Here is a 22,122-nt window from a genome sequence, read left to right as displayed (position 1 = left end):
CTCGTCGGAACGGCGGGGGGCTTTTGTGCGTCTTCTGCCTCAACTCTTCCCTCAACACGGTGTTATGGGGTGCTTGCACACAGTGCACATGTCTTGTGATGCTATGACCGCTTTTGACGGATGAGTTGACCGATGTAGACCGATGAAGAGGTGGCGTTGACCGTGTCGGCCAGTACTGCGCCGCCCCAGGAGGAGGCGCCGGTTCAGACCCCCGCGCCGGTCCAGACCCCCGCGCCCGTCCAGCCCCCGGCGCCCGCCACCCCCCAGCGCAGCCGCGGAGCGGACACCCGGGCGCTCACCCAGGTGCTCTTCGGCCAGCTCAAGGGGCTCCAGCCGGGCACGCCGGAGCACAACCGGGTGCGCGGGGCGCTCATCGAGGCCAACCTCCCGCTCGTGCGGTACGCGGCCGCCCGGTTCCGCTCCCGCAACGAGCCGATGGAGGACGTCGTCCAGGTCGGCACCATCGGGCTCATCAACGCCATCGACCGCTTCGACCCGGACCGCGGTGTGCAGTTCCCGACGTTCGCAATGCCGACGGTCGTCGGCGAGATCAAGCGGTACTTCCGGGACAACGTACGGACCGTGCACGTGCCGCGCCGGCTGCACGAGCTGTGGGTGCAGGTCAACAGCGCGACGGAGGACCTGACCACGGCCTTCGGACGCACCCCCACCACCGCCGAGATCGCCGAGCGGCTGCGCATCGGCGAGGACGAGGTGCTGTCCTGCATCGAGGCCGGGCGGTCATACCACGCGACCTCGCTGGAGGCCGCCCAGGAGGGCGACGGGCTGCCGGGGCTGCTGGACCGGCTCGGCTACGAGGACCCCGCCCTGGACGGCGTGGAGCACCGGGATCTCGTACGGCATCTGCTGGTGCAACTGCCCGAGCGGGAACAGCGGATTCTGCTTCTGCGGTACTACAGCAATCTCACCCAGTCGCAGATCAGCGCGGAACTCGGCGTCTCCCAGATGCATGTCTCGCGGCTACTCGCGCGTAGCTTCCAGCGGTTGCGGTCCGCGAATCGCATCGAGGCCTGAGGCTGGAGCTCCGGTCGGGAATCGGATGAGGCCCAACCGAATGCACAAGCGATAGATCACCTTCGCGAGCGAATCGCTCACCTGCACGGATCCCGACAGTTCTGCGCCGAAAAACCGTCAGACCCCCTTTATCCAGGGCGTATTCACGTCTCGCATGTCGACATGTCACTACAGCGTGTTGCCGACATGTGACATTCTGCCGGAAGCGCGTTTGCCGGGGCTTCGGCTCCGGTATTCAGGTGAAGGCTGACGTTCTCGACGGAACGCCCGCCGCGACCGTCCCGCGACCCAGAGGGGGTGGCATGTCCGCAGACCAGGGCAGCTCGAAGGTGCTCACGCTCACGAAGAGCGAGTCCGCGCCCGCGCTCGACGACGTAACCGCTGTCGAGGCCGCGCCGGCCCCGGCTCTCCCGGCCCCCGTGGCCTCGGGAGCCATCGACACCCGCACCCTGTCCCGCTCCCTCTTCCTGCGGCTCGCCGCACTCGACGAGAACAGCCCCGAGCGTGCCTACGTCCGGGACACCCTGATCGAGCTCAACCTCCCGCTGGTGCGGTACGCGGCCGCCCGGTTCCGCTCGCGCAACGAGCCGATGGAGGACATCGTCCAGGTCGGCACCATCGGCCTGATCAAGGCGATCGACCGCTTCGACTGCGAACGGGGCGTGGAGTTCCCGACGTTCGCGATGCCGACGGTCGTCGGTGAGATCAAGCGGTTCTTCCGCGACACCTCGTGGTCGGTGCGGGTCCCGCGCCGCCTCCAGGAGCTGCGGCTCGCCCTCACCAAGGCCAGCGACGAGCTCTCGCAGAAGCTCGACCGCTCTCCGACCGTCGCCGAACTCGCCGCGGTTCTCGGGGTGTCGGAGGAGGACGTCGTCGACGGCCTCGCGGTCGGCAACGCCTACACCGCCTCCTCGCTGGACTCCCCGGCCCCGGAGGACGACGGCGGCGAGGGCTCCCTCGCGGACCGCCTCGGCTACGAGGACACCGCCCTGGAGGGCGTCGAGTACCGCGAGTCCCTGAAGCCGCTGCTCGCCAAACTGCCGCCCCGCGAGCGGCAGATCATCATGCTGCGCTTCTTCGCCAACATGACCCAGTCGCAGATCGGCGAGGAGGTCGGCATCTCCCAGATGCACGTCTCCCGGCTGCTGACCCGGACCCTGGCGCAGCTGCGGGAAGGTCTCATCTCCGACTGAGGTCTTCATAATTGACGGGGTGTCAGCCACCATGGCCCGATGCTCCGTACGACACCGGGCACGACAGCGAACACGACACCGCGTACGACATGGACGTATGGCCGTCGAGGCGCCCTGATCGGCGCATCGGCGGCCGTCGTCTGTCTGGGCGCGGTGCTGGCCGGCTGCGGGAGCGCCGGTGACGGTTACACGGCGGTCGGCCCGGCGGGCGGCACGTCCTCGCCCGGGAAGCCGACGGGGAGTGTGCGGGTGGTGCCGCTCGAGAGCGGGGCGCCGGGCCCGAGCGTCGGCAACTCTCCTGCACACACGGTCAGTTCACCGGCGGCCCCGGAACTCCCGGCGCCGAGCGCCCGTCCGTCTCGCGGCACCAAGTCCGGTCGTACGGCGTCCGGTTCACCGTCCCCGACGCCGTCCCCCAGTCGTACGACCGCGCCCGCCGCCCTCGGCTGGGACGCTCCCGTGCGGGCGGCCACCGACCGGCGGTGGTGCGAGGACGTGACGCTCGTCTTCCACAACTCCGGGGGCACCGCGGTCCGTTCGGGAACCGTGCGGTTCGGGACGCACATCATCGGGGCGCTCGGGGTCGACTGGGCGACCGTCGAGTCGGAGGTGGGGCTTCCGGCGCCGGTCGAGGGCGGCGCGCGGAAGGAGCGGACGTGGACGGTGTGCGTCGAGGCATGGCGGGTGCCGCTCGGCATGCACATCGAGACGCGGGACGTCGACGTCCGCTGGAAGTGACCTCGGGGACTACTTGAGCGCCAGCCAGGCCACCGCCGCGACGATCGCCACGGCGACGACGACGCCGATGATCAGGCCGATGCGGGGGCCGGAGGAGGTGGGGGCGGCGGCCGCCTGCCGGCGGCCCTGCGGGCCCTCGTCGACGAACGCGCGGAACATCTGGGTGCTGCCGGCGGGGTCGTAGTTGCCCTGGGGGTCCTGGGGGTTAGCCATGGGGCGAGAGACTAGCGAATGAGGCGGGGCGGCCCAAGTGGGGGGCTCATCGTTCATTGCCGGGTGCGGCGCCACTGGGGCTGGTCGCGCCCCGCGGCGGAGCCGCAGATTGATACGGCCCCGCGCCCCTGGGTGACCGAGGTCAGACTGCGATCGCCTCCACCGCCGTTTCACCTGGCCATTTACGCTCGCAATACTTGCCTTTGCCAAGTTTTTATGTCGCGCCCACCCCGTTTTATTTGCCTGTAGCAACCAATCGCTCCTATGGTTGCCCCAAGCAACGAATACGGGAGGTGGCATGGCCGGGCAGCCGCAGTACGAGGAGCTGATGCGCCAGTTCAGCGCCTTCGGTGCCGTGAAGCGGGAGATGGGGCGGATCCTGCCGTCCGACTGCCCGAGCGGCTCCGCCGCCGTGCTGACGCTGCTCGCCCGTCACGGGGACATGCGCATGAGCAAGCTCTCGGAGCTGCTCGCCGTGGACATGTCGGTGACCAGCCGGCACGCGGCACACCTCGCCGAGCGCGGCTGGATCCGCCGCTCCCCCGACCCGACGGACAAGCGCGGCCGCATCCTGCACCTCACCCCGGCCGGCCTGGCCCGGCTCGACGAGCTGTCGGAGCGGACCTGCCGGATGCTCGCCGAGCGGCTGAGCGACTGGAGCGACGACGAGGTGGCCCAGTTGAGCGGGCTCATGGCCCGGCTCCGGGCGAGCTTCGACGACTGCCGCGGCACCCCTCACGTATCCGAAGCCGTAGACGTATCCGCGGACACGACGTCCGTGGAGACCACCCGTACACCCGCGAACACTTAAGAGAAGGAAGCCCATGGCAACGACCACACCAGCCGGTGTGCGGGCTCATGCCAAGCACGGGGGAGGCGCCGAGCATGCCCCGATGACGCACCGGCAGATCATGGAGGCGCTCTCCGGGCTGCTGCTCGGGATGTTCGTGGCGATCCTGTCGTCCACGATCGTCTCGAACGCCCTCCCGGAGATCATCGGTGACCTCGGCGGCGGCCAGTCCGCCTACACCTGGGTCGTCACCGCCGCCCTGCTGTCGATGACGGCCTCCACTCCCCTGTGGGGCAAGCTCGCCGACCTCTACAGCAAGAAGGCGCTCGTCCAGATAGCGCTCGTCATCTACGTGCTGGGATCAGCCGCCGCCGGACTCTCGCAGAACGCCGGGATGCTGATCACCTTCCGCGTGGTCCAGGGCATCGGTGTCGGCGGGCTCTCCGCCCTCGCGCAGATCGTGATGGCGGCGATGATCTCCCCGCGCGAGCGCGGCCGTTACTCCGGCTACCTCGGCGCGACCTTCGCCGTCGCCACCGTCGGCGGCCCGCTGCTCGGCGGTGTCATCACCGACACCTCGTGGCTCGGCTGGCGCTGGTGCTTCTACGTCGGTGTGCCCTTCGCCGTGATCGCGCTGATCGTGCTGCAGAAGACCCTGCACCTGCCGGTCGTGAAGCGGGACGTGAAGGTCGACTGGGCCGGCGCGTTCTTCGTCGCGGCGGCCGTGTCGCTGCTGCTGATCTGGGTCACCTTCGCCGGTGACAAGTACGACTGGATCTCCTGGCAGACCTACGCCATGGTCGGCGGGTCGATCGCGCTCGGTCTGATCTTCGTGCTGGTGGAGTCCAAGGCCTCCGAACCCCTCATCCCGCTGCGGCTGTTCCGCAACCCGACCATCACGCTGTCGTCGATCGCGTCGATGTTCGTCGGCACCGCGATGTTCTCCGGCACGGTCTTCTTCGCCCAGTACTTCCAGCTGGCCCGCGACAAGTCCCCGACGATGTCCGGCGTGCTGACCATCCCGATGATCGGCGGTCTGTTCGTCTCCTCCACCGTCTCCGGGCAGTTCATCACCCGCACAGGCCGCTGGAAGGCCTGGCTGGTCAGCGGTGGCGTGCTCATCACGGCGGGCCTCGGCCTGCTCGGCACCATCCGCTACGACACGGACTACTGGAAGACCGCGATCTTCATGGCCCTGCTGGGGCTCGGCATCGGCATGATGATGCAGAACCTGGTGCTGTGCACGCAGAACCAGGTCGAGCCCAAGGACCTCGGTTCGGCGTCCTCCACGGTCACCTTCTTCCGGTCCCTCGGCGGTGCGATGGGCGTCTCGGTGCTCGGTGCCGTGATGGCCGACAAGATCACCGACTACGTCAAGGACGGCCTGACCGACCTCGGCCCGAAGTACGCCTCCCTCGCCTCCGGTTCGAGCGGCTCCAGCGAGATCCCGGACATGGACAAGCTGCCCGCGCCGCTGCGCACGGTCATGGAGAGCGCGTACGGCCACGGCATCGCGGACGTGTTCCTGATCGCCGCGTGCCTGGCCGCGGCGGCCTTCCTGATCACGCTGTTCATCAAGGAGGTCCCGCTGAAGACCAAGGGCGCGATGGCCCAGGCGGCGTCCGAGGCCGAGTCGGGGGCCGGGTCCGAGGCCGAGCCCGGGGCCGGGTCCGAGGCGGCTGCGGCGGAGGCCGCGGCTCCGGCGCCGGTGACCGAGGAGCGGGTGCCCAGCTGGGCCACCGCCGAGCCGGTCTCCGACGGCACGCAGCGGCTCGCCGCCGTGGCGACCGTCGAGGCCCCGGCCGCACCGTCCGGCGGCATCCCGGTCCGCGGTCACGTCCGCGGCGCCGAGAGCGCGCCCGTCCCGCAGGCCGCGGTCACGCTGATCTCGCTCGCGGGACGCCAGCTGGGCCGGTCGGTGACGCAGGCGGACGGTTCGTACGGGGTGGAGGCGCCCAGCGTCGGCTCGTACGTCCTGATCGCCGCCGCGGACGGCTTCCAGCCGCAGGCGTCCACCGTCGTGGTGGGCGGCGAGCCGGTGGCGTACGACATCCTGCTCAGCGGCACGAGCGGGCTGAGCGGGGTCGTGCGGGCCTCGGACGGCGCGCTGCCGGTGAAGGACGCCATGGTCATCGTGACCGACGTCCGCGGGGATCTGCTGGCCACCGGGACCACCGGTGAGCAGGGCGAGTTCGGCTTCGCCGAGCTGGTGCCGGGTGCCGTGACCGTCGCGGTGAACGCCGCCGGGTACCGGCCGCGCGCACTGCCCGTCGAGGTCGGCGGCACGGGTGTCACCCGCATCGAGGTGGAGCTGGACTCCGGCGCCCAGGTCCAGGGCGTCGTGCGGGCGCCGCACGGTCCGCTGGCCGACGCGCGGGTGACCCTCGTGGACGCGGCCGGGAACGTGGTCGGCACCGCGACCACCGGGTCGGACGGGGCGTACGCCTTCACCGACCTGGACGGCGGAGAGTACACGGTCATCGCGACGGGCTACCCGCCGGTCGCGACGGCCCTGACGGTGGCCGGCCGGGGGACCGACGGCCATGACATAGAGCTCGCGCACCCCGGCGAGTGAGTCACTGAGAACCCCGGCCCGTGGAGCGCGTTTCGAGCGGAGGCGCGCCCCACGGGCCGGACCTGTGTGAGGAGAGAAGAGCTGAGATGGGACTGACCGCGAGGATCCGTACCCGGGACGGATGGGCCGTGTCGCACGCGGTCGTCACGGTGACGGACATGACCGGCACGCAGGTGCTGCGTGTCGAGGCCGACGAGGAGGGCACGGTACGCGACCCCGCGCCGCTGGCGCCCGGCGCGTACACGGTCATCGTCACCGCCGTCGGGTACGCGCCCGCCGCGTCGAGCGCCCTCGTCACGGCGAGCGGCCGGGCCGAGGTCGGCACGGTCACCCTGGCCCGGCAGGGCGGTACCGAGCTGCCGCCGCCGGGTCCGTGGACCATCGACCCGGTGCACTCCAGCGTCGGCGCGGTGGCCCAGCACCTGGGCATCTCCAGCGTGCACGGCCGCTTCACGGACTTCGCCGGCACCATCGAGATCGCGCCGGACGACGTCACCAAGTCCCGGGTGGAGGCGGTGATCCGGGCCGCGTCCATCGACACGGGGAACGCGATGCGCGACGGTCATCTGAAGTCCGCCGACTTCCTGGACGTCGAGGTGCACCCCGAGATCACCTACCGGTCGACGGGGATCTCGCTCGCGGGCGCCGACCGCTGGACGGTCCACGGGGGGCTGGGCATGCACGGTGTCGTACGGCCGGTCGACCTGGACCTCGCCTACCTCGGCACCGGCGCCGACCCGTGGGGCGGGACACGGGCGGCGTTCCGGGCGACGACCGAGCTGCGGCGGGACGACTTCGCGATGAACTACAACCAGGTCGTGCAGGCGGGGATCGCGGCGATCGGTACGACGCTGAAGGTGGAGCTCGACATCCAGGCGGTGCAAGGGGAGTCCCTGCCTCCGCAGGCCTAGGCTGGGGCCATGGCACCGAGTATCGCTACCAACACCCGTGTTTCCCTCGACGAGTTGCTGGACTTCGTACGACCCCGGCACCGGGCCCTGCTGCTCACGCGGCGGAGCGACGGCAGCCCGCAGGCGTCCCCGCTGACGTGCGGGGTCGACGACTCCGGGCGGATCGTCGTCTCCACGTACCCGGAGCGGGCCAAGACGCGCAACGCCAAGCGGGACGAGCGGGTCAGCGTCGTCGTGCTGAGCGACGACTGGAACGGGCCGTGGGTCCAGATCGACGGCACCGCCGAGGTCATCGACTCGCCCGACTCCGTCGAGCCGCTCGTGGAGTACTACCGGAACATCGCCGGGGAGCACCCGGACTGGGACGAGTACCGGGCCGCGATGCTGAAGCAGGGCAAGTCGATCATCAGGGTCACGCCGGAGAAGTGGGGGCCGGTGGCGACGGGGGGCTTTCCGGCCCGTCTCGTCACGCCGGACGCCTGACCATCGCCTCGATCCCCGCGATCAGCAGGTCCAGGGCGAAGTCGAAGTCCCGCTCCCACATCTCCTCGATCGTGTCGCCGCCCCGCGCCGCCATGATGTCCTCCGCCTCCTTGACGAGGTCGGCGGTCTGCGGGGCCTGGCTCACCGCGCTCATCGCCTCGCGGAAGTACTCGTCGGGGGTCATGCCCACCTGGGCGGAACGGGCGTTGAACTGGCCCTCGATCGTGCCGAAGCCGTACACGAACTGGAAGACCGAGGAGATCGCGGCCGCCAGACCGTGCGCGGGCAGGCCGGTGCTGCGGATGACGCGGTGGATGACCCGGGAGAAGGCCAGGCTGTTCGGGCCGATGTTGAGGAACGTGCCCACCAGCGGGGAGATCCAGGGGTGCCGGACCAGCAGGGAACGGTAGCCCCGGGCCAGCGCGCGCAGTTCGTCCCGCCAGTCCCCGCCGTCCGCCTCCGGGGCGGGGAGGTCCAGTTCGCCGAAGGCGGCGTCGAGGGCGAGTTCGAGAAGGTCGTCCTTGGTGTCGACGTACCAGTAGACGGACATCGCGGTGACGTTCAGCTCGGCGGCGAGCCGCCGCATGGAGAACTTGGCCAGCCCTTCGCTGTCGAGGAGCCGGACGGTGGCGGAGGTGATGCGGTCGCGGTCGAGCCCGGTGGGCTGACCGCCCCGCCGCGCCTTACCGCCCTCCAGCCACACACTGGTACGCGCAGCCCGCTGGCCGGCTTTCTCCATGGCGCACCTTCCTGGCTGTACAAACGCCGCCCACTTTAAGCGCCCCGTCAGGGGCACGGGGAACCGCGCGAGCAACCACGACGGCCCGCAGTCGCAATCCAGCCGTACCCCCGAGCTACGGGGCGCCCTCTCCCCGCTCAGCCCGCCTCAACAACGCAGCGGCAACCAGCCCACCGGCCAACACCGCCACCGCCCCCACCAGCAAACTGCTCTCCAGCCCAGAAGAGAACGCATCCGTGAGACGAACCCGCTCCGCCACCGACCCCGCCCCGGCCAGCGCCGCCGGCAACGACTCCGCCGCGAACTGCGACGTCAGCACCGCGCCGAGCACCGCCACCCCCAACCCCTGCCCGAACTCCGCCACCGTCCCGTTGATGCCCGCCCCGATCCCCGCCTTCTCCGGCGGAATGGAGCTCATGATGGCGTGCGCCATCGCCGGGTTGGCGATCGCCGCCCCCGCCCCGATGAGCAGCAGCCCGATCAGCGTCCCGGCGTAACCGCCGGAGGCGACCGTCGCGATGGACGCCAGACCGGCCGCCATCAGCGCCATGCCCACGCCGATGGCGGCCGGGTTCCCCAGCTTCGTCGCCCCTTTCGCCGCCAGACCCGAGAAGTTGAGGACGACGATCGACAGGGCGAGCGGCGCGGTGCGCAGACCGGCCTCCAGGGGGCCGTAACCGAGGACGAACTGCATGTGCTGGGTGAGCAGGAAGAGCGAGCCGCCCATGCCGAAGGTGATCAGCACGGCGCCCGCGATGGCGCCCGTGAAGCGGCGGTTCTTGAAGAAGTGCAGGTCGAGCATGGGGTGTTCGATACGGCCCTCCCAGTAGGCGAACCCGCCCAGGACGCCCACCGCGACGGCCGCCGGCAGCAGCACCCGGCCCGATGTCCAGCCGTGTTCCGGCCCGGAGATGATGGCGAAGACGAGCGACGCCATACCGATGGTCGACAGCAGCGCGCCCAGCAGGTCCGGGCGGTCACCGCGCGGGTTCTTCGACTCGGGCACCAGCGTCACCGTGGCCGTCAACCCCACCGCCGCGACCGGCAGGTTGATCAGGAAGATCGCGCCCCACCAGAAGTGGTCCAGCATGAACCCGCCGAGCAGCGGACCGCACGCGAACCCGAGGGCGTTGACGGCGGCCCAGATGCCGATGGCCTTGGCGTGCTCCTCGGGCGCGAAGATCTGCATCACGACGGCGAGGGTGGTGGTCAGCAGCAGGGCGCCGCCGACGCCCATCCCGGCCCGCGCCGCGATCAACTGGCCCGTGCTGTCGGCCAGTCCGGCGACCAGCGAGCCGATGCCGAACAGGCTCAGGCCGGCGATCAGCATCTTCTTGCGGCCGTAGCGGTCGGCGGCGCTGCCCGCGGTGAGCAGCAGCCCGGACTGCACCAGGGAGTACGCGTTGATCATCCACTGGATGTCCGAGGTGGCCGCGCCCAGCTCGCGGGTGAGCGAGGGGATCGCGACGTTCAGGACGGTGTTGTCGAGGACGACGGTGAGCTGGGCGAGGCAGATGACGCCGAGGATGAGCCAGCGCTGGGGGTGGCCTTGGAGCACGGTGGCGGGGGCAGGTGCGGGAGCTGAGGCTGACATGCTGTACACCGTAGAACGACTCCTATACGCCGTACAACGCAATTTCTCGCCGTACGACGAAAAGGGCGGCGACCACCGCGGTCGCCGCCCCCTGTCGTTGCCTGCGTCAGCTGCTCGCCTTCTGCGTCAGGTCGTAGAAGGTCGACGAACCCACCGTCACCTTCTTGAAGTTGGCCTCGACCCAGGAGGTGATCTGTGAGGACGTGCCGCTGCTGCTGCCGCTCATGCCGCCGCCGGAACCGGACGAGATGAAGTAGTGGATCTTGCCGTCCTCGACGTACTGCTTGAACTGGGCCAGCGTCGGGGACGGGTCGGTGCCGTTGAAGCCGCCGATCGCCATCACCGGGTCACCGGTGGAGAGCTGGTAACTCGCCGCGTTCTGGGCGCCGATGGCCGCCGCGACCCAGGTGTAGTCGTCCGAGTTGGCTTCCAGGAGCTTCTTGGCCTCGTCGGAGACGGTCGCGCCGTTGAGGAGGCCGCCGACGCCACCGCCACCGCCGCCGCCCATGCCACCGCCGTCGCCGCCCGCGCCGCCCGGCATGCCGCCGTTCTGCTGGTTCTGGGTGCTGCCGTTGCCGTTCTGCTGGTTCTGGGTGCCGCCGTTGCCGTTCTGCTGGTTCTGGGTGCCGCCGTTGCCGTTCTGCTGGTTCTGACCCGGCATGCGGCCGCCGTTCGGGAAGCCGCCACCGCCACCAGGGCCACCGCCCCGGCCGCCCATCGTGCTCGCGCCGGCCGGACCCGCCGTCACGATGGAGCCGGTGTGGCCCTCCTGGAGCGTGCTGATCGTGTACGCGGTCGGGCCGGCGAGGGAGGCCACCAGGCCCAGGGACGCCGCCGCGAGGGCGAGCCGGCGGTTGATCCGGCCCGCGAAGATCAGGCCGAGCGCGGCGGTCAGACCGCCGATCAGGACCAGCCACTTCAGCCAGGGCAGGTAGTCGGAGGTGCGGTTGAGGAGGACGTAGCTCCAGGCGGCCGCCGCCACGACCGACGCAGCCAGCGTGATCGACGCCCACAGCTCGGCGCGCTTCTCCCACAGCAGCCCGGCACCCATGCCGATCACGGCCGCCATGTAGGGCGCGAGGGCGACGGTGTAGTACTGGTGGAAGATGCCCGCCATGTAGCTGAAGACGACCATGGTGATGACCAGCGAGCCGCCCCAGACCAGGAACGAACCGCGGGTGACGGACGTCCTGCGGGCCTTGCGCGTCGCCCACAGGCCCGCGACCAGCAGGATCAGGGCCGCCGGGAGCAGCCAGGAGATCTGGCCGCCGATCTCGGAGTTGAACATCCGGTCCCAGCCGGTCTCGCCCCACTGGCCGCCGCTGTTGCCGCCACCGCCGCCGACGCTGCCGGTCTCGTCGCCGTTGAGGCGGCCGAGTCCGTTGTAGCCGAAGGTCAGTTCAAGGAAGGAGTTGTTCTGCGAGCCGCCGATGTAGGGGCGGGAAGAGGCGGGCCACAGTTCGACGATCGCGACCCACCAGCCGCCGGAGACGATCAACGCGGCCGTCGCGGCGGCCAGTTGGCCGAGTCGCTTCTTCAGCGACACCGGTGCGCAGACCGCGTAGACGATCGCGAGCGGCGGCAGGATCAGGAAGGCCTGGAGGGTCTTGGCGAGGAAGGCGAAGCCGATCGCCACGCCCGCCCACACCAGCCACTTCGTCCGGCCGTCCTCCAGGGCACGGACCACGAAATAGCAGGCCACGGCCATCAGCAGGGCCAGCATCGCGTCCGGGTTGTTGAACCGGAACATCAGCGCCGCGACGGGGGTGAGGGCGAGCACGGCGCCCGCGATCAGACCGGCCGCCGGGCTGAAGCGGCGGCGCACGGAGGCGTAGACGACGGCGACCGAGCCGATGCCCATCAGGACCTCGGGCATCAGGATCGCCCAGGAGCTGAGCCCGAAGATCCGCACCGACAGCGCCATCGGCCACAGCGAGGCCGGCGGCTTGTCGACGGTGATGGCGTTGGACGCGTCGAGCGAGCCGAAGAAGAACGCCTTCCAGGACTGGCTGCCTGCCTGGACGGCCGCGGAGTAGAAGGAGTTGGCGTAGCCGGAGGAGCTCAGGTTCCAGAAGTAGAGGGCGGCGGTGGCGAGCAGCAGGGCCCAGAAGGCCGGGCGCGCCCAGCGCGGGTCCTCGGGCCGGCCGCGCCACAGTCTGCGGGCGAAGGGCTGCTTGGGTTCACCGGCCTCGGGGGCGGGCGGCGCCGCGGGAGCCGAGGGCTCCTGCACGGCCGTACTGGTGATGGTCATCGGGCGTCCCTCGGGTCGGTGTCGGTCGGGCGCACCGGCTGCAACTGCAGGGTGGCGTCCCCCCAGGTGCGGTCCGCGGCTGCACCGGCGCGGAACCGGTCGTCGTACGTGAAGTGGTGGCCGCCCGCGCGCACCGGCAGAGGCGGCTGCGGGGCGGGCGTGTGGCCCGCGACCACCGTCGACTCACGGCGGTCGGGGAACACCCAGGCGCGGAAGAGCAGGAAGCGCAGCACGGTCGCCGCGAGGTTGGCGGCGATCAGGACCGCCAGCTCGGTGGAGTGCGCGGGGTTGCCGCCGGCCGCGTCGAGGGCGGCGAGCGAGCCGCTGGTCAGGGCGAGGCCGATGCCGAAGACGACGAGGCCCTGCGCCTGGTGCCGGACGGCACCGCCGCTGCCGCGCACGCCGAAGGTGAGCCTGCGGTTGGCCGCCGTGTTGGCGACGGCGGAGACCAGCAGCGCGAGGGCGTTGGCGACCTGCGAGCCGGAGAAGGTCCGGAAGCCGCTGTAGAGGAGGAGATAGAAGAGGGTCGACAGACCGCCCACGACACAGAACCCGACGAGCTGGCGGGCCAGTCCCTTCGGTACGTCCTTGATCTCGCGGTCGCGCGGGTCGTCGCCGAAGGGACGCGCGATCCGGTCCAGCGGCAGCGAGCCGGTGGCCAGCGCCTTGCCGACCCGCCACACCCCCTTCAGGTCCTCGGTCGCCGTCCTGACGATGTGGACGGTGGAGTCGGGGTCGTCGACCCAGTCGACCGGCACCTCATGGATCCTGAGCCCCGCGCGCTCGGCGATGACCAGCATCTCGGTGTCGAAGAACCAGCCGGTGTCCTCAACCATCGGCAGCAGCGCCTGCGCCACGTCGCGCCGGATGGCCTTGAAGCCGCACTGCGCGTCCGAGAAGCGGGCCTGGAGCGAGCCGCGCAGGATGAGGTTGTACGAGCGGCTGATGAACTCCCGCTTGGGGCCGCGCACCACTCGGGACGAGCGGGCGAGGCGGGATCCGATCGCCAGGTCGGAGTGGCCCGAGATCAGCGGGGCCACCAGCGGGAGCAGGGCGTTGAGGTCGGTGGACAGGTCCACGTCCATGTAGGCGAGGATCGGCGCGTCCGAGGCGGACCACACGGCGCGCAGGGCGCGGCCGCGGCCCTTCTGCTCCAGTCGGAAGGCCCGGACCTCGGCGATCTCCGCCTCCAGCCGCTGGGACACCTGCGGGGTGGTGTCCGTCGACGCGTTGTCCGCGATCGTGATGCGGAAGGCGTACGGGAAGGTGCGCGTGAGGTGCTCGTGCAGTCTGCGCACACACGGCTGGAGGTCCTTCTCCTCGTTGTAGACGGGGATCACTACGTCCAGGACAGGCGTACCGGCGTCTGTGGCCGGGAGGTGCTCCCGCGCCGGCAGAGTGCCGGGAGAAGAGTCGGTTCGCATGAACCGACTGTCGTCAAGTGCCCTGTTGCACCCATGTGCCGGCACTGTGCTGTGCCTGTGAGTGCGATTGCCAGTTCGTTTCGGGCGCCGGGCGGGGCAGTGCGGGGGCGAGCGCGGGCAGGTGGACCGTGAACACGGTCCGCCCCGGCACGCTGTCCACGGTCACGGCACCGCCGTGCGCGGTCGCCACGGCCTGCACGATGGCGAGCCCGAGCCCGGTGGACCCGGAGGCGCGGGAGCGCGACGAGTCGCCGCGCGCGAAGCGTTCGAAGACGTGCGGCAGCAAGTCCGGTGGAATCCCCTGGCCGTTGTCCTCGACGTCCACGCACATCCACGGGCCGCGCCGCTGGAGGCGGGCGGTGATGGTGGTGCCGGGGGCGGTGTGCTTGCGGGCGTTGCCGAGCAGATTGACGAGTACCTGTTGGATCCGGGCGGCGTCCGCGGCGACGAGCGCGGGCTCGTCGGGCAGGTCCAGCCGCCAGTTGTGCTCCATGCCGGCGGCGCGGGAGTCGCTGACGGTGTCGACGACGAGAGGGATGAGGTCGGTCTGCTCGAACTGAAGCGGCCGCCCGGCGTCGAGCCGCGCGAGCAGCAGCAGATCCTCCACCAGCAACGTCATCCGCCCCGCCTCGGACTCGATGCGTCCGAGCGCGTGGCGGGTGTCGGGGCCGATCTGCTCTCTGCCGCGTCTGGTGAGCTCGGCGTAGCCGCGGATGGAGGCGAGGGGGGTTCTGAGCTCATGACTGGCGTCGGCGACGAACTGGCGGACCCGCATCTCGCTCTGCTGGCGGGAGTGCAACGCAGCGTGGACGTGGTCCAGCATCCGGTTGAGCGCGACGCCCACCTTGCCGACCTCGGTGTTCGGGTCGCACTCCGACTCCGGCACCCGCTCGCTGAGGTTCACCTCGCCGGTGTGGAGGGGGAGTTCGGAGACCCGGGTGGCCGTCCCGGCGACCCGGCGGAGGGGGCGGGTGGCCACGCCGACGATGACGGTACCGGCGATACCGGCGGCGACCAGGCCGGCGGCGGTGACGCTGGCTTCTACGGCTATGAGGGTGTTGAGGGTGTTGTTGACTTCCTTGGTGGGCAGGCCCACGTAGTAGTCGCCCCTGTCGCCGGAGGCGTACCGGACGAGGTACTCACCGAGGCCGGGAAGGTCCACGGTGTGCAGCTTCTGGTCCTGGGAGACCTCGTTCAGCGCCTCGATCGCCGCGTCGCTCAGTGGGTCCCCGGACCGGGTGTAGGGATCCTCGTTCCCCACCAGGGCATCAGTGATGACGCCCTTCTGAACCGTGGCCGCGATACTGCTCTGCTGCGGCCCCTTGGTGACCAGATCCGTGAGCGAGCTCGGGGTGCTCCCGGGGCCGCCCGTGCCTTTGGTCGACTGGCCCGGCGGAGCGCCCATACCGGAAGCCCGCATCGCGGCCTCTCCGACCTTGGTGCCCAGCTGCTCATACAGATGCGACCGCAACGCCAACGTCGTCACGGTCCCGATCACCGCACACACCACGGCGATCAGCACAACCGACGCGACGACGAGCCGCGCCCGCAGCGTACGCGGCTTACCCAGTCGCTTCCTCTGCGCACGCGGCCGTCGTCGTCCGCTCATGACGCCGCGGGCTTGATCAGGTAACCGGCCCCACGCCGGGTGTGGATCATCGGCTCGCGACCGGCGTCGATCTTGCGGCGCAGGTAGGAGATGTACAGCTCGACGACGTTGGCCTGGCCGCCGAAGTCGTAGGACCACACGCGGTCCAGGATCTGCGCCTTGCTGAGCACGCGCCGCGGGTTGCGCATCAGGAAGCGCAGCAGCTCGAACTCGGTGGCGGTGAGGTGGATGTTCTCCCCGGCCCGCGAGACCTCGTGGCTGTCCTCGTCCAGGGTGAGGTCGCCGACGACCAGCACGGAGTCCGACCGCCGGTCGGCGGCACCGGAGCGGCGGATCAGCCCCCGCAACCGGGCGACGACCTCTTCCAGGCTGAACGGCTTGGTGACGTAGTCGTCCCCACCGGCGGTGAGCCCGGCGATACGGTCCTCGACGGCGTCCTTCGCGGTGAGGAACAGGACGGGGACGTCCGGCAGCTCGCGCCGCAGTCGCCCGAGGACGGTCAGCCCGTCCATGTCGGGCAGCATCATGTCGAGAACGACGGCGTCGGGCCGGAACTCCCGCGCGGTCTGGACGGCGCCGGTGCCGTCCCCCGCACTCCGGATCTGCCATCCCTCATAGCGCAGGGCCATGGACAGCAGCTCGGTGATCGACAACTCGTCGTCCACCACAAGCACTCGGACGGGGCTCCCGTCCGGCCTCAGCAGTTCGGTGCGCCCCTGGGGCGAGGTCGTGGTCATGGTGGACACACTGTCGGGACGCTCTGAGAACAGGCTTTCGTCTTCCTGTGATTTCCCTGAGAAACGCACAGGGAACACCAAGGCGGCCCCGGTCACCCGAGGTCAGAGGCGGGTCCGCTGGAATCCGTGACTGTGCTCGACCTTGGCGATGTGCAGCGAGTACCGCTCGTACCAGTGCGCCCGGCCCTGCTCCTTGGCCGCGCGGTGCGCCGCGTGCTGCCGCCACTCCTCGATGCCGGCCAGGTCCCGGAAGTAGGCCACGGTGACCGCGAGCCCGCCCGGCGTGTGCGCCGAGTCCTCGCCGAGGAACCCGGGGATCTCCTGGACGAGTTCGGCCATGCGCTCCGCCGTGGCGGCGTATCCGCCGTCCTGCTCCGCCTCCTCCGTACGGACGGAAGTGAAGACGACCGCGTAGTACGGCGGTTCATGGGCGGCAACAGGGAGAACCGGTGCGACAGGTGCAACGTGTTGATCACTCATGTCGCCCACGGTCGCCCCCGGTGCGGCGCCGCGTCCAGGGACCTTGCCGAAAGGGATCCCGGAGGGATCCGTCTCTTTACCTTCCCCGTCTCTTTACCTTCCCCGTCTTCTCACCTTCCGCGTCTTCTCACCTTCCGCGTCTTCTCACCTTCCGCGTCTTGTCACCTTCCGCGCCCCTTTGCTTTCCGCGTCCCGGCCGTCGCCCGGCCCTCTGCACAACGCTCGCCCGCCCCCTCAGAACAACCCGTCCTGCACCCCCGCCTCCCGCCTGAACTCCCGCACCGGCACCGAGACTTCCGTCCCCTCCGCCGGCACCAGCTCCCACCCCGTCATCAGCCGCGTGTCCAGCACGATCACCCCACTCCCGGTGTCCAGATGCAGATCCGGCCCGGCCGCGGCAAGCAACTGCCCGCCCACCACGCCACCCGCGACCAGCTCGGACACCGCGCCCACGGCGGCCGGCACCCCCGCGAGCCCGAACACGCCCACGTGGTCCACCGGCCGGAACGGCTCGGCCCGCAGCGACTGCGGCCAGTTGCCCAACGCCAGCGCCCGACCGTGCAGTTCCGCGATCTCGGCCGCCCGCTCCGCCGCCGTCCCCGGCAACGCGGACCGCACCGCGCGCTTGTCGGCGTACGGAATCCGGTCCGGCACCCGGAGAGCGGCCCGCAGCAGCTCCTCCGTCCGCCGGGCGGCCATCAGCGGGCCGGCGCCGAGCCAGCTGAAGCAGACGGCCCCCTGCTCCAGCAGCCGCGCGGAACCCCGCTCCTCAGCGGTGATCCCGACCTTGGTCATGCCGGGGCCGAACCACGCCAGATATACGTGGTACGGGCGTGGGTCGTCCGCGATCGTGTCGGCGGCCACGGAGTGCGCCCGGTCCAGGCGCGCGCACTCCTCGCACCGCGCCCCCGTGCTCCGCCCCGGCACGGCCGCCCGCACCGGACACGCATGCCCCCGCGCTCCCACGCATGTCCGCACACCCCCGTCCGCGACCCCGAAGGCCACCCTTTTCCCCCAGGTCAGCGCACTGCGCCGCCCGCCGTCCCACGCCAGCACGGGACCGTCCGCCGACCATCGCAGCCCCGAGCACTTCCACGCCTGTGCCATCTCTGACGAGAGTAGGGGCCACCACTGACAACGCCCCGCTCAGCCGCCGGCGTCCGAGGTGACGGCCTCCCCGATCAGGCACCCACGTCCGAGGTGACGGCCTCCCCGATCAGGCACCCACGTCCGCCGTGGCGACCTCCGGCTCGGCACCGGCGACCACCGGCACCGCGGCTCGCCCGCCCCGCCCCCGCCCCGCCAACCGGCACCCCACACACCCCGGATGCCCGTCCCGCGCCGACAGGTCCCGGGTCCGCATCCCCCACTCCTCCCGCGGCCGACGCCCCGGCGGCTTGCCCCAGCCCGCCAGATGCAGGCCCCAGGTGACAAGGGCGCCCAGCACCACCAGGGCACCCCCGCCCGCCAGCACCGGGACCGACACCATGACCACCCCGAGACCCAGGACGACACAACCGACCGTGGCCACGGCGCATCCGGTCCACCCCGCGATCGTGTGCCCCTCGTCATACTGGTGCGCACTCACGTTCCAGCCTCCCACCCATCCCAGAATCTCTCACGCTGTAAGAAATTTAGCACCTTAATCCCTCACGACCTAAGGTAATCCCGAGATGCACGCCAAGCCCCGCCCCGCCACCACCCCGGCCGAGGCGCTGTCGTCGATGGACTCCCTCATCGCGACGCACCTGCTCGGCCAGCAGGAAATGGCCCAGCGGCTGGGCCTGAACGTCACCGACCTGCTCTGCTTCGGCTGCGTTCTGAAGGCCGGCGAGGACCTGCTCACCGCGGGCGACCTCGCGGAGCACGCCCACGTCACCACGGGCGCGATGACCGGCATCCTCAACCGTCTGGAGCGCGGCGGCTTCATCACCCGCCGCCCCGACCCCACCGACCGGCGTCGCGTCCGGGTCGCCGCCGTCCCGGCCGCGGTCGCCCGGGTCACAGCCCTGTACGGCCCGTACTACGCCCGCCTCGACACCCTCTTCGCCGACTACTCCGCCGCCGAGATCGCCGTACTGAACGACTGGTTCACGCGGACGACAGGCCTGGCGCTGGAGTACATCGAGGAGCTGCGCGGCAAGGACGCGGAGGACACCGAGGAAGCCGGGCGCTCCAAGTAAGGGGCGGCCGAAGGGAGTCCAGGAGGGTGTGGCCGCGGGAGTCCAAGTAGGGCGCGGCCCAAGGGAGATGGTGGAGCTGGCCCTACCCCCGTTCCGGGAGGGCACTCCATCGTTTCGCGAGGCCCGCCGGGAGATCGTGGAGCACGTCAGCAGTTCCCCGACCGCCCCGGAAGGACACCGCCATGGAGACGCAGCGCACGGAGCGCCCGGACGTGCCGCAGGGGGTGGGCGCGCTCGCCTCCTTCGTCCGGTTCGTGGTGTGCGGCGGAGGCGTGGGGCTGCTGGCCGGCGCGGCGGTCCCGCTGCTGGCGAGGGTGCTGCCCTGGGCGGTGGCGAACGCGGTGATCACGGTCGCGTCCACCCTGCTCTGCACCGAGCTGCACGCCCTGTTCACCTTCGGCACCGGCCGCCGCGCCGGACTGCGCCGTCATCTGCAGTCGGCGGGTTCGGCGACGGTGGCGTACGTGGTGACCTGCGCCGCGATGGTCGTGCTGCACGCGGTGCGGTCCTCCCCGGGCCTCGCCTGGGAGCAGGCCGTCTACCTCGGCGCCTCCGGCCTCGTCGGCATCGGCCGGTTCCTGGTGCTGCGGCTGTGCGTGTTCGCCGACGGCCGCACGGAGGAGGCGATGCCGGTACGGCCCCTGCCGACCGCCGTCCGCCTCCGCCACGGCGACCTGCGCCTCGCCCACTAGGGCGCGGCTACGAACCGTCCGCCCGCACCGCGTAGACGTACCGCAGACCGTGGTACTCACTGACGTTCCAGATCACGGACTCGTCGTACGCCCACCCGGAGGCCCCGCTGCTGTGGAAGCTCAGGTCCTCGCAGCCGACGGCGAGGTCGGCGACGGTGGTGGCGGTGGACGAGCCGGAGGTGAAGGTGCGCAGGGCGCCCTTGGCGGTCGGGCCGCCGCTCACCGAGAGGTAGTGCTTGCTCTTGCGGGAGACGACGCCCTGGATCTTCTTCTGCGCGATGGTGACGGCCTCGGTGGCGGTGAGTGAACCCGGGTGCCGGTCGGTGTAGTCGAGCGGCCAGCGCACCACGTGGGGCGTCTTCTCCGCGGGTTCGCCGGTGCCGTTGAAGGTGTGGTCCTCGTCGTCGTAGGAGACCACGCCGTTCAGGGAGTACTCGCCTATCACCAGGCTGTCGGGGGTGCTGGCGCGGTCGAGGCCGATGGCCGAGTAGCGCAGATACGTTCCCGCGTTGTCGTAGGCGTGGCTCTGCGGGAGGACGTACTGGTAGCCGTACCCGTAGTACTTGCCGTCGGTGTGCAGACCGCAGACGTCCTTCTCGGCGGTGTCGACCGTGAAGAGGGTGTTGAGATCGAAGATCCGCAGGCCCTTGTAGGTGTCGACGACGTACAGCAGGTTGCCGTACCACATGATGCCGCCGGCGTGCTTCTGCATGGGTTCGAAGGAGTACGCGCCGGTGGCCGTCCGCACCGGCTCGACCAGCAGGACATGGCGATAGGTGGGCGCGGCGGCCGCGTTGTAGTCGACGAAGGTCAGGCGCATGCCCTTGTCGATGGGTTGCTCGTCGCCCGGGGTGTCGCGGTCGGTGTCGGTCTCGAAGTACCAGGAGACGAGGACGACCTTGTCGCCGCCGCTGTCCGGGTAGAGGCCGTTGCCGTAGGCGTCGGCGCTGGTGGTGACGCCCTGGGGTATCCAGTACAGGACGTCCTGGTCGGCGGGGTCCCAGGCGAAGCCGGTCTGGAAGGCCTCGGCGGTGCTGGGTGCGCTGGTCAGGGGTTTGGCGTCGCGGTTGGCGGTGGCGATGACGGTGGTGGCGTCCACCTTGGTCAGCCGGGCCGCCAATCCGGCCGCCAGCGCGGCGAATTCGCCGTGCTCGTTGGAGGAGCGGCTGGTCAGGGAGTACTGGTTCGCGGGGACGGTCGCGGCATGGGCGGGGGCGGCGGCCAGCGCGTTCGCGGCCGCACCGGCGAAGGGGGCGGCGGCCATGCCACGCAGGATCGTTCTTCTCGTCATGGTCATGACGCGAGAAACTAGGCGCATTCGAACATGCGACACAAGCGCAAATGTTCGCCTCAACGGGCCGGAGTGGTACGAGACTTGGATCCGCACCGGCTCGCCGCACCCGGTGGGTGGGGCTGGCCGCACCCCCGGTCCGGTGGGCGACTCCATGGTTCCGCGAGGGGGGTCGCGGCATGGTGGAAGACAGAGGTTCTCAACGGCCTTCGGAGGAACGCATCCCGTCCCAGGGGCTCAGGCCCCGCGCAGGAAGGAAGCTCTCATGAACACACCGGCGAACCACCCGTCCCCGGCCGACGACAGCGAACTCGCCCCCCTGCTCACCGCCTGGGACCTGACCCACCCGGCCGCCGCCGACCCCGAGTGGCGCCACCTCCTGGACGAGCTCGCCCACCCGCGCACCATCGAGGCCTTCCACCGGCTGGCCGGGGCGGCGGCCTGAACTGCCGTACGACGCCTACGAGGTGGCGGCCACCGTCAGCGTGTAGTCGACGCCCGTGGAGAAGTCGGCGGACCGGCCCCGGATCTTCAGCGTGTGCAGACCGCTCTCCAGGCCGGGCAGTTGGACCCACAACCCGCACCCGGTGCCCTCGAACGTCTCGTCCGTGCCGGTGACGGGGTTGCCCGCGACGCTCTCCACGGTGACGGCCTGGCCCCGGTAGACGTCCTCCTCGACCTTCTCGCCGTCCAGGACCGCCGTTCCCTTCACGTCGTCCATGAACAGCACGCAGTCGGCGGGCCCGCCGATCCGGTTCACCAGAGGAAAGGCGAGCGGCACCCCGGCCGGGACCGGACAGCTGCGCGCGGCCTGCGTCCCGAAGGTGCCGGCCAGGAACCACACATCCTTCGGCTGGTTCCGCGCACAGTCACCGCCGTCCTCGTCCGCGACCGGGTTCGTCGCCTCGGGCTCCGACGCCGCCCACGACCACCAGCGACTCTGCAGCACATCCGGAGCGAGCCGCCCCTGCTGCGAAGAGGACGCGGACGCAGAGGGGGATGCCGTGGGCGCAGAGGGGGATGCCGTGGACGCCCGATCCGACGCCTCCCCGGACCCCGCGCCCTCCGCGTCGCCCCCACCACCGCACCCCACCAGCACGGCGGCGAGCCCCACCGCCACGAGCCCCGCTCTGCCGCCGCCCCTGACCCTCATCACGCTCTCCCTCCCCGGAACATCACCATGA

Annotated in this window: 22 protein-coding genes; 10 read left to right on the top strand and 12 right to left on the bottom strand. The window is 70.7% G+C overall.

The genetic code is table 11. The features are described from left to right. Positions 1-150: 150 nt before the first annotated feature. From ACFUO4_RS34220 to ACFUO4_RS34210, 3 genes are all read left to right on the top strand, one after another. On the top strand, positions 151-1,035 hold the full coding sequence (locus ACFUO4_RS34220; protein ID WP_383492106.1) for an RNA polymerase sigma factor SigF: 885 nt from the start codon (positions 151-153) through the stop codon (positions 1,033-1,035). Positions 1,036-1,337: 302 nt separating this feature from the next. Further along, on the top strand, positions 1,338-2,228 hold the full coding sequence (locus ACFUO4_RS34215; RefSeq protein ID WP_079309058.1) for an RNA polymerase sigma factor SigF: 891 nt from the start codon (positions 1,338-1,340) through the stop codon (positions 2,226-2,228). Positions 2,229-2,267: 39 nt separating this feature from the next. Continuing rightward, a complete protein-coding gene (locus ACFUO4_RS34210; protein WP_383492103.1) occupies positions 2,268-2,966 on the top strand; it encodes a hypothetical protein in 699 nt (232 codons plus the stop codon). Between the two features lie 9 nt (positions 2,967-2,975). Here ACFUO4_RS34210 and ACFUO4_RS34205 read toward each other — a convergent pair whose 3' ends face one another. Beyond that, positions 2,976-3,179 (bottom strand): hypothetical protein, encoded by a 204-nt coding sequence (locus tag ACFUO4_RS34205; RefSeq protein ID WP_079309059.1) that lies wholly within the window; start codon positions 3,177-3,179, stop codon positions 2,976-2,978. Positions 3,180-3,477: 298 nt separating this feature from the next. Between ACFUO4_RS34205 and ACFUO4_RS34200 the strand changes: the two genes are divergently transcribed. The 4 genes from ACFUO4_RS34200 (at position 3,478) to ACFUO4_RS34185 (ending at position 7,938) form a co-directional block, all read left to right on the top strand. Then, positions 3,478-3,990, top strand: coding sequence for a MarR family winged helix-turn-helix transcriptional regulator (locus ACFUO4_RS34200; protein ID WP_079309060.1), 513 nt, complete (start codon positions 3,478-3,480; stop codon positions 3,988-3,990). Between the two features lie 13 nt (positions 3,991-4,003). Further along, positions 4,004-6,544 carry an MFS transporter gene (locus tag ACFUO4_RS34195; protein ID WP_383492099.1) on the top strand — a complete coding sequence of 847 codons (2,541 nt, stop codon included), beginning with the start codon at positions 4,004-4,006 and terminating at the stop codon, positions 6,542-6,544. A gap of 86 nt (positions 6,545-6,630) precedes the next feature. Further along, the gene (locus ACFUO4_RS34190; protein ID WP_383492096.1) at positions 6,631-7,455 is read left to right on the top strand and encodes a YceI family protein; all 825 of its coding nucleotides are present in this window, start codon (positions 6,631-6,633) and stop codon (positions 7,453-7,455) included. A gap of 9 nt (positions 7,456-7,464) precedes the next feature. Next, entirely contained in the window at positions 7,465-7,938 is a 474-nt protein-coding gene (locus ACFUO4_RS34185) for a PPOX class F420-dependent oxidoreductase (protein WP_079309063.1), read from the top strand. On the opposite strand, the gene ACFUO4_RS34180 is transcribed toward ACFUO4_RS34185, so the two are convergent. The 9 genes from ACFUO4_RS34180 to ACFUO4_RS34140 form a co-directional block, all read right to left on the bottom strand. Continuing rightward, on the bottom strand, positions 7,922-8,677 hold the full coding sequence (locus tag ACFUO4_RS34180) for a TetR/AcrR family transcriptional regulator (protein WP_383492092.1): 756 nt from the start codon (positions 8,675-8,677) through the stop codon (positions 7,922-7,924). The two genes, ACFUO4_RS34185 and ACFUO4_RS34180, sit on opposite strands and share 17 nt — an antisense overlap. 115 nt (positions 8,678-8,792) lie before the next feature. Then, complete coding sequence (locus tag ACFUO4_RS34175) at positions 8,793-10,271, bottom strand: MFS transporter (protein ID WP_383492089.1); 1,479 nt, start codon at positions 10,269-10,271, stop codon at positions 8,793-8,795. A gap of 106 nt (positions 10,272-10,377) precedes the next feature. Next, the gene (locus ACFUO4_RS34170) at positions 10,378-12,522 is read right to left on the bottom strand and encodes an ArnT family glycosyltransferase (RefSeq protein ID WP_383492087.1); all 2,145 of its coding nucleotides are present in this window, start codon (positions 12,520-12,522) and stop codon (positions 10,378-10,380) included. Continuing rightward, complete coding sequence (locus ACFUO4_RS34165) at positions 12,519-13,946, bottom strand: glycosyltransferase (RefSeq protein ID WP_383492084.1); 1,428 nt, start codon at positions 13,944-13,946, stop codon at positions 12,519-12,521. Before ACFUO4_RS34165 ends, ACFUO4_RS34170 begins: the two co-directional genes overlap by 4 nt. A gap of 13 nt (positions 13,947-13,959) precedes the next feature. Beyond that, positions 13,960-15,555: an ATP-binding protein gene (locus tag ACFUO4_RS34160; RefSeq protein ID WP_383492081.1), complete on the bottom strand. Its 1,596-nt coding sequence runs from the start codon at positions 15,553-15,555 to the stop codon at positions 13,960-13,962. Then, a complete protein-coding gene (locus ACFUO4_RS34155) occupies positions 15,552-16,292 on the bottom strand; it encodes a response regulator transcription factor (RefSeq protein WP_037711888.1) in 741 nt (246 codons plus the stop codon). Before ACFUO4_RS34155 ends, ACFUO4_RS34160 begins: the two co-directional genes overlap by 4 nt. Before the next feature lie 102 nt (positions 16,293-16,394). Further along, a complete protein-coding gene (locus ACFUO4_RS34150) occupies positions 16,395-16,772 on the bottom strand; it encodes an antibiotic biosynthesis monooxygenase family protein (RefSeq protein ID WP_383492078.1) in 378 nt (125 codons plus the stop codon). 234 nt (positions 16,773-17,006) lie between these two features. Continuing rightward, entirely contained in the window at positions 17,007-17,879 is an 873-nt protein-coding gene (locus ACFUO4_RS34145) for a DUF2797 domain-containing protein (protein ID WP_383492075.1), read from the bottom strand. Positions 17,880-17,988: 109 nt separating this feature from the next. Continuing rightward, positions 17,989-18,360: an HGxxPAAW family protein gene (locus tag ACFUO4_RS34140; protein WP_383492072.1), complete on the bottom strand. Its 372-nt coding sequence runs from the start codon at positions 18,358-18,360 to the stop codon at positions 17,989-17,991. Between the two features lie 85 nt (positions 18,361-18,445). Between ACFUO4_RS34140 and ACFUO4_RS34135 the strand changes: the two genes are divergently transcribed. Continuing rightward, the gene (locus ACFUO4_RS34135; RefSeq protein ID WP_383492069.1) at positions 18,446-18,955 is read left to right on the top strand and encodes a MarR family transcriptional regulator; all 510 of its coding nucleotides are present in this window, start codon (positions 18,446-18,448) and stop codon (positions 18,953-18,955) included. Between the two features lie 182 nt (positions 18,956-19,137). Further along, positions 19,138-19,647: a hypothetical protein gene (locus tag ACFUO4_RS34130; protein WP_383492066.1), complete on the top strand. Its 510-nt coding sequence runs from the start codon at positions 19,138-19,140 to the stop codon at positions 19,645-19,647. Positions 19,648-19,654: 7 nt separating this feature from the next. Here the strand turns inward: ACFUO4_RS34130 and ACFUO4_RS34125 are convergent, their stop codons facing one another. After that, positions 19,655-20,938 (bottom strand): hypothetical protein, encoded by a 1,284-nt coding sequence (locus tag ACFUO4_RS34125; protein WP_383492063.1) that lies wholly within the window; start codon positions 20,936-20,938, stop codon positions 19,655-19,657. A gap of 265 nt (positions 20,939-21,203) precedes the next feature. On the opposite strand from ACFUO4_RS34125, the gene ACFUO4_RS34120 reads away from it, so the two are divergent. After that, positions 21,204-21,383 carry a hypothetical protein gene (locus tag ACFUO4_RS34120; protein WP_079309070.1) on the top strand — a complete coding sequence of 60 codons (180 nt, stop codon included), beginning with the start codon at positions 21,204-21,206 and terminating at the stop codon, positions 21,381-21,383. Between the two features lie 15 nt (positions 21,384-21,398). Here the strand turns inward: ACFUO4_RS34120 and ACFUO4_RS34115 are convergent, their stop codons facing one another. Continuing rightward, positions 21,399-22,091 carry a signal protein gene (locus tag ACFUO4_RS34115; protein ID WP_383492060.1) on the bottom strand — a complete coding sequence of 231 codons (693 nt, stop codon included), beginning with the start codon at positions 22,089-22,091 and terminating at the stop codon, positions 21,399-21,401. Positions 22,092-22,122: the final 31 nt, after the last annotated feature.

It is taken from the genome of Streptomyces sp. NPDC057280 (assembly GCF_042668605.1).
Lineage (GTDB): Bacteria > Actinomycetota > Actinomycetes > Streptomycetales > Streptomycetaceae > Streptomyces.
This window is presented reverse-complemented; position numbering and strand designations above follow the sequence as displayed.

What these genes read in the sequence shown, in the direction of transcription:
- ACFUO4_RS34200 (WP_079309060.1), top strand. Translation starts at nt 3,478, where the DNA reads ATGGCCGGGCAGCCGCAGTACGAGGAGCTGATGCGCCAGTTCAGCGCC.
- ACFUO4_RS34115 (WP_383492060.1), bottom strand. Translation starts at nt 22,091, where the DNA reads ATGAGGGTCAGGGGCGGCGGCAGAGCGGGGCTCGTGGCGGTGGGGCTC.
- ACFUO4_RS34160 (WP_383492081.1), bottom strand. Translation starts at nt 15,555, where the DNA reads ATGAGCGGACGACGACGGCCGCGTGCGCAGAGGAAGCGACTGGGTAAG.
- ACFUO4_RS34170 (WP_383492087.1), bottom strand. Translation starts at nt 12,522, where the DNA reads ATGACCATCACCAGTACGGCCGTGCAGGAGCCCTCGGCTCCCGCGGCG.
- ACFUO4_RS34180 (WP_383492092.1), bottom strand. Translation starts at nt 8,677, where the DNA reads ATGGAGAAAGCCGGCCAGCGGGCTGCGCGTACCAGTGTGTGGCTGGAG.
- ACFUO4_RS34205 (WP_079309059.1), bottom strand. Translation starts at nt 3,179, where the DNA reads ATGGCTAACCCCCAGGACCCCCAGGGCAACTACGACCCCGCCGGCAGC.
- ACFUO4_RS34135 (WP_383492069.1), top strand. Translation starts at nt 18,446, where the DNA reads ATGCACGCCAAGCCCCGCCCCGCCACCACCCCGGCCGAGGCGCTGTCG.
- ACFUO4_RS34145 (WP_383492075.1), bottom strand. Translation starts at nt 17,879, where the DNA reads ATGGCACAGGCGTGGAAGTGCTCGGGGCTGCGATGGTCGGCGGACGGT.
- ACFUO4_RS34175 (WP_383492089.1), bottom strand. Translation starts at nt 10,271, where the DNA reads ATGTCAGCCTCAGCTCCCGCACCTGCCCCCGCCACCGTGCTCCAAGGC.
- ACFUO4_RS34150 (WP_383492078.1), bottom strand. Translation starts at nt 16,772, where the DNA reads ATGAGTGATCAACACGTTGCACCTGTCGCACCGGTTCTCCCTGTTGCC.
- ACFUO4_RS34125 (WP_383492063.1), bottom strand. Translation starts at nt 20,938, where the DNA reads ATGACGAGAAGAACGATCCTGCGTGGCATGGCCGCCGCCCCCTTCGCC.
- ACFUO4_RS34210 (WP_383492103.1), top strand. Translation starts at nt 2,268, where the DNA reads ATGCTCCGTACGACACCGGGCACGACAGCGAACACGACACCGCGTACG.
- ACFUO4_RS34215 (WP_079309058.1), top strand. Translation starts at nt 1,338, where the DNA reads ATGTCCGCAGACCAGGGCAGCTCGAAGGTGCTCACGCTCACGAAGAGC.
- ACFUO4_RS34130 (WP_383492066.1), top strand. Translation starts at nt 19,138, where the DNA reads ATGGAGACGCAGCGCACGGAGCGCCCGGACGTGCCGCAGGGGGTGGGC.
- ACFUO4_RS34165 (WP_383492084.1), bottom strand. Translation starts at nt 13,946, where the DNA reads ATGCGAACCGACTCTTCTCCCGGCACTCTGCCGGCGCGGGAGCACCTC.
- ACFUO4_RS34195 (WP_383492099.1), top strand. Translation starts at nt 4,004, where the DNA reads ATGGCAACGACCACACCAGCCGGTGTGCGGGCTCATGCCAAGCACGGG.
- ACFUO4_RS34155 (WP_037711888.1), bottom strand. Translation starts at nt 16,292, where the DNA reads ATGACCACGACCTCGCCCCAGGGGCGCACCGAACTGCTGAGGCCGGAC.
- ACFUO4_RS34185 (WP_079309063.1), top strand. Translation starts at nt 7,465, where the DNA reads ATGGCACCGAGTATCGCTACCAACACCCGTGTTTCCCTCGACGAGTTG.
- ACFUO4_RS34120 (WP_079309070.1), top strand. Translation starts at nt 21,204, where the DNA reads ATGAACACACCGGCGAACCACCCGTCCCCGGCCGACGACAGCGAACTC.
- ACFUO4_RS34190 (WP_383492096.1), top strand. Translation starts at nt 6,631, where the DNA reads ATGGGACTGACCGCGAGGATCCGTACCCGGGACGGATGGGCCGTGTCG.